This is a genomic window from Gammaproteobacteria bacterium (assembly GCA_016765075.1).
Classification (GTDB): Bacteria; Pseudomonadota; Gammaproteobacteria.
In genome coordinates this window covers 1-5,623 of record JAESQP010000070.1, presented here as the reverse complement: position 1 = coordinate 5,623, position 5,623 = coordinate 1, and the positions used below count along the sequence as shown (strand labels likewise).

The following is a 5,623-nucleotide window of genomic DNA, read 5'->3' as shown; positions in this document are numbered from 1 at the left end:
GAGTAAAACGCGGCGTCGTTGCACACGCCAGACATAAAAAAATCCTTGAGCAAGCCAAGGGTTACCGGGGTCGTCGTAAGAACGTCTTCCGAGTTGCCAAACAGGCAGTAACAAAAGCTGGCCAGTATGCTTACCGTGACCGTCGTCAGCGTAAGCGTCAATTCCGTGCACTATGGATTATACGTATCAACGCTGCTGCACGTGAGTTCGGCTTAAGCTAAAGCCGCATGATCGATGGCCTGAATAAAGCTGATGTCGAAGTTGATCGCAAAATTCTGGCTGATCTAGCTGTACATGACAAAGCTAGCTTTGGTGTATTGGCAGAAAAAGCTAAAAGTACATTAGCCGCCGCCGCATAAAACCGACAACAGCTACTGTTGTTTCGTTATGCCACTGACAGGGGCTGACAGGACGATAAAGAAGGGAAGGGTAAACCTTCCCTTTTCTTTTTAGCCCTTTTTATTTTCTGGAGCGTGCCTTTTGCAAGAACTCGATAAGCTAGTCACCTCAGCCAGGCAAGCCATTGAGCAAAGCCAGGATTTAAAGGTGCTAGAGCAGCTGCGCATTGATTATCTTGGCAAGAAGGGTGTCACTACGGCACAGCTGAAACAGCTCGGTAAACTCCCTGGTGAAGAGCGCCCTGCCGCTGGTGAAAAGATCAACATTGCTAAGCAAGCAGTTCATGCCAGTCTTGAACAGCAAAAAACTATTCTCAAAACACTTGCTCTTGAGAAAAAACTGGCGAGTGAAACCATCGATGTAAGTTTACCAGGAAGAGGGCAGAGTAATGGCAGCCTACATCCTGTTACGCAAACCATCGATCGCATTGTTTCCCTATTTGCTTCAGCCGGTTTTGAGATCGCTGAAGGGCCAGAGATCGAAGATGATCAGCATAACTTTTCAGCATTGAATATCCCGGCCAATCATCCAGCCCGCGCCATGCACGATACTTTTTATATTGATGACAGCACAGTGCTGCGTACACATACCTCCCCCGTGCAAATACGGGTAATGGAAAATAATAAACCGCCTTTACGTATTGTCGCACCAGGCCGTGTTTATCGCTGCGATTCTGATTTAACGCATACGCCAATGTTCCATCAAGTTGAAGGTTTTGTTGTGGATAAAGACGTTAGCTTTGCACATCTTAAAGGCTTACTTGATCAGTTTTTGAGCGCATTTTTTGAAAAAGAATTACCGCTACGTTTTCGCCCATCTTACTTCCCATTCACTGAGCCATCAGCTGAAGTTGATATCGCCTGCATGATGTGCGAAGGCAAAGGTTGCCGTGTTTGCAGCCATACCGGTTGGTTGGAAATAATGGGCTGCGGCATGATTCATCCTAACGTATTTAATGCTACCGGAATTGACAATGAAGAATATACCGGTTTCGCTTTTGGCCTGGGTGTGGAGCGTATGGCCATGTTGCGTTATGGCGTCAACGATTTGCGTTTATTTTTTGAAAACGATTCACGTTTTCTACAACAGTTTAACTAGGGGGCGTCAACAATTAATAAGGCCGCCCTGTTGTACCTGAAAAAACGCCAGGCGCCCCGCAGGAAGTGCCCTTGGGGTGCAAGGCGAGAGGAGAAAAGTTTAGTGGTTCTAAATGAACGACGAATAACGCAGAATGGCGTTTTTTCAGGTGCAACCCGAAGGGCTAAGCCTATTTTTCTGCCCAGCGGCGTTATACCCCTAGGGCACGTAGTCACTCGCTTATGTAGCACCACTACACTACGCTCATTCTGCCTTGCTGGGCAAAAAATAGGCTTAGCAGGGCGGCCTTATTAATTGTTAACGCCCCCTAGAGAGAGCACTTATGCTAGTCAGTGAAAACTGGTTAAGAGAGTTAGTTTCACCAGAAATTGCCTCCGATCTTGATACGAAAGGTTTGGCGCATCAAATCACCATGGCCGGGCTTGAAGTTGAAGCCATAAAAGATATGAGCCCTGAGTTTAGCAAGGTGGTGGTGGGTCTGGTTGAAAGGACTGATAACCATCCTAATGCCGATAAACTGAAACTGACCAAGGTTAATGTTGGTGATGAAGTGCTGGATATTGTTTGTGGTGCAAGCAATGTTGTAGCAGGTGTTAAGGTTCCTGTCGCCTTAGTCGGTGCCAAGTTAGCCAATGGTGTCAAGATTAAAAAGGCCAAGGTGCGAGGCGAAGCCTCTTTTGGTATGTTATGCGCTGCAACAGAATTGGGTTTGGCTCCGGAATCTGATGGGCTAATGTTATTAGCCGAAGATGCGCAGACAGGCCAGAACCTTGCTGACTATTTACAATTAAACGATCATGTTATCGATGTCTCTCTAACACCAAACCGTGGTGATTGCCTAAGTGTTTTAGGCTTGGCGAGAGAGGTGGCAGTACTTAATAAAATTGAACTAACGCCACCACCATCAAAGTCTGTCTATGCCCTCATCGAAGACACATTAGATGTTCAACTCAACTCTGGTGAAGGCTGTTCCCGCTATTGTGGCCGTATCGTGCGTGATGTCGATGTATCTAAGCCAACACCAATATGGATGACGGAGCGTTTGCGTCGTGCAGGTGTGCGTAGCCTTAACCTGGTTGTTGATATCACCAACTATGTCATGTTAGAACTGGGTCAGCCCATGCATGCGTTTGATTTAGATAAACTTGATGGTGACATACAAGTACGCCTTGCTCAGCAAGGCGAGAAAATTACCTTACTTAATGATGAAGAAGTGGTGCTTACAGCAGGCACTATGGTCATCGCTGACAAGACAAAAGCACATGCTATTGCTGGCGTTATGGGTGGTCTTGAAAGCTCGGTGCGACCAGACACCCGCAATATTTTTTTTGAAAGCGCATTTTTTCACCCCGACACCATTGCAGGGCGTGCACGCCAGTATGCCTTGCATACGGATTCCTCTCATCGCTTTGAACGTGGGGTTGATTTTGAGTTAGCACGCCCTGCGCTTGAGCGTGCCACCAGCTTGTTACTGGAAATCACAGAAGCCAAGCCAGGCCCGATTAAGGAAGCTGTGAGTGACGCTGATTTGCCGAAACGAAATGCTATCTTGCTGCGGCTCAGTCGTATCCAGAGTTTACTTGGCATTACCCTGGTGCCTGATGATGTCGTTGAGATACTTACGCGATTAGGTATGAATGTCGTCGTGGTTGAACAGAACGATGAATGGCGTGTGACACCACCTAGCTATCGTTTCGATATTGAAATAGAAGCTGATCTGATTGAAGAGATTGCGCGTATTCATGGTTATCATCACATTGCCCCGATAGCGATGAAGGGTGCTCTTGAAATTAAATTGCAAACTGAGACGAAAACCAGTAAACGACACATCAGCCAAATGTTAGTCAGTCGTGGTTATCAGGAAGCCATTAGCTATAGTTTTATTGCGCCAGATATTCAAGCACTGATTAGCCCTGATCTTGCACCCATTACACTGATGAACCCTATCTCTACAGATATGGAAGTGATGCGCACCAGCCTTTGGCCAGGGCTGATACAAGCGGCCTCACGTAATCTTGCGCGTCAGCAGGAGCGTGTGCGTTTATTTGAAATCGGTGCGTGCTACTTCAATCAAGGCTCAATAGAAAGCTCAGGGCGACGTGAAGAAAATTTTATTGCCGGAATCGTTACAGGTAATACTTTAGCCCAGCAGTGGGGCTGTAAAACCACTTCGCATGATTTTTATGATGTGAAATCAGATCTGGAAGCACTGCTCTCAGGTATTAAGGCTCAGTTTGTGGCAGAGCATCACCCAGCATTACACCCAGGCCAAAGCAGCAAAATTATCAGTGAGCAGGGCCAAACCATCGGTTGGCTGGGTAGTCTGCATCCCCAGCTACAGCAGCAGCTCGATATTAAGGCAGCAACCATTTTCGAACTTAAACTTGATGCCGTATTGGCACGTGATATAGCGAGTTTCACGCCATTATCGCGTTTCCCCTCGAATCGACGTGATATTGCCGTGATAGTCAACCAAGACATTAGCGCTGATGATTTATTGATATGTGTGCGCGGCGCAGCTGGAAAATTACTAAAGCAGTTCGATATCTTCGACATATATCAAGGCGAAGCCATTGATTTAGGACGAAAAAGTGTCGCTATGGGCTTGACCTTACAGGATTTTTCCCGCACTCTTACTGATGCAGATATCGAGCAAGTGATAGCGAATGTTATCGCTGCTTTAATAAATCAATACGATGCGAGCTTGAGAGACTAGAGCCTGTTAACACTATAAACATGGCAGCCTTGCCGTCCCAAATTGGGCCAGGCAAGGCGCGAGGAGAGAGGTTTAGAAGTGCTAAATGAACGACGAGTAACGCCGCCTGGCCCAATTTGGGACGGCAACCCGAAGGGATGGGGCTATTTTTCCGCAGTTCTGCGTCGCAGTTCGCTTGTGTACGGCAAGTACACGGCGCTTACTGCGCCTTGTCCTGCGAAAAAATGGCCTCCATCGCTGCCATGTTTATAGTGTTAACAGGCTCTGGGTAATGGGGACAACACTGACCAAGGCTGATTTAGCCGAAAAATTGTTTGACGAACTCGGCCTCAATAAAAGAGAAGCCAAAGAGTTTGTCGAAATCTTTTTTGAAGAAATCCGCCAAATGCTGGAAAGTAATCAGCAAGTGAAGTTATCAGGTTTTGGTAATTTTAATCTTCGTGCGAAAAGCGAAAGGCCTGGCCGTAATCCAAAAACCGGAGAAGAAATCCCTATTTGCGCGCGCCGTGTTGTTACCTTTCACCCTGGCCAAAAATTAAAGGCACGGGTTGAGGCCTACCATGGCCCAGACGATTCCAAGTAAAGCGTTAAAGGATAAGGAACCACCAGTGGTTCCTAATAAACGTTACTTTAGTATCGGAGAAGTTGGCCAACTTTGTGATTTAAAACCTCATGTACTACGCTATTGGGAACAAGAATTTCCTCAGCTCAGCCCTATCAAGCGTCGAGGTAACCGCCGTTACTATCAACGTGAAGATATTTTGCTTATTCGTCGCATACGCGGCATGCTCTATGACGAAGGTTTTACCATTAGTGGTGCCAAGCAACAGTTAAAGGGTGGCCATGTCAAAGAAGTTAAAAAAGAGATTAGCGAATCGAAACAATCGGTTCGTGAAATTCGAAAAGAGTTAGAAGACATTCTTTCAGAATTAAACGATTAATCATCGGGGCGTAGCGCAGCCTGGTAGCGCACCGGCATGGGGTGCCGGTGGTCGGAGGTTCAAATCCTCTCGCCCCGACCAATACAGGTAAAAGACCTAAAATAAGGGCTCGGGATTGCCCGCCCTCAAGCGCAGCTTTCGGGCGTTCGACTCGCTCGAAGCGATGCTTCGAGCAGGGCGCTCGTCTCACCCTCTCGCCCCGACCAATACAGGTAAAAAACCTAAAACAAGAACTCGGGTAGATCAGTTATTAAAAAATAGTAACGACTTACGTAAACTATTAATTTTTCTAACGTTATACTAACAGTCACTTCATGGTTGGTGAATTTAGCGCGAATTCAAGTTACAAGTGCAACATTTGGTTGATACCTAAGAATACTTGATTAGGTGTTTTAATACCAAGACATTTTCTTGGACGATTATTGAGTTTATCCATAACGGTGTTGATTTCTTTTATAGTGATGGTTTT

The 5,623-nt window shown here is 46.3% G+C and carries 4 protein-coding genes, 1 tRNA gene and 1 pseudogene; all 6 read left to right on the top strand.

The window, feature by feature from the left end:
• A pseudogene (gene rplT / locus JKY90_04235) lies at positions 1–359 on the top strand (50S ribosomal protein L20).
• A gap of 121 nt (positions 360–480) precedes the next feature.
• The gene (pheS, locus tag JKY90_04230) at positions 481–1,497 is read left to right on the top strand and encodes a phenylalanine--tRNA ligase subunit alpha (protein MBL4851472.1); all 1,017 of its coding nucleotides are present in this window, start codon (positions 481–483) and stop codon (positions 1,495–1,497) included.
• A gap of 322 nt (positions 1,498–1,819) precedes the next feature.
• Entirely contained in the window at positions 1,820–4,213 is a 2,394-nt protein-coding gene (gene pheT, locus JKY90_04225) for a phenylalanine--tRNA ligase subunit beta (protein MBL4851471.1), read from the top strand.
• A 271-nt stretch (positions 4,214–4,484) separates the two neighbouring features.
• On the top strand, positions 4,485–4,796 hold the full coding sequence (locus JKY90_04220) for an integration host factor subunit alpha (GenBank protein MBL4851470.1): 312 nt from the start codon (positions 4,485–4,487) through the stop codon (positions 4,794–4,796).
• Complete coding sequence (locus JKY90_04215) at positions 4,774–5,154, top strand: MerR family transcriptional regulator (GenBank protein MBL4851469.1); 381 nt, start codon at positions 4,774–4,776, stop codon at positions 5,152–5,154. The genes JKY90_04220 and JKY90_04215 overlap by 23 nt, the downstream gene beginning before the upstream one ends.
• A gap of 4 nt (positions 5,155–5,158) precedes the next feature.
• Positions 5,159–5,235, top strand: a tRNA-Pro gene (locus tag JKY90_04210).
• The last annotated feature ends 388 nt before the right edge of the window (positions 5,236–5,623 follow it).

What these genes read in the sequence shown, in the direction of transcription:
- pheT (MBL4851471.1), top strand. Translation starts at nt 1,820, where the DNA reads ATGCTAGTCAGTGAAAACTGGTTAAGAGAGTTAGTTTCACCAGAAATT.
- JKY90_04220 (MBL4851470.1), top strand. Translation starts at nt 4,485, where the DNA reads ATGGGGACAACACTGACCAAGGCTGATTTAGCCGAAAAATTGTTTGAC.
- JKY90_04215 (MBL4851469.1), top strand. Translation starts at nt 4,774, where the DNA reads ATGGCCCAGACGATTCCAAGTAAAGCGTTAAAGGATAAGGAACCACCA.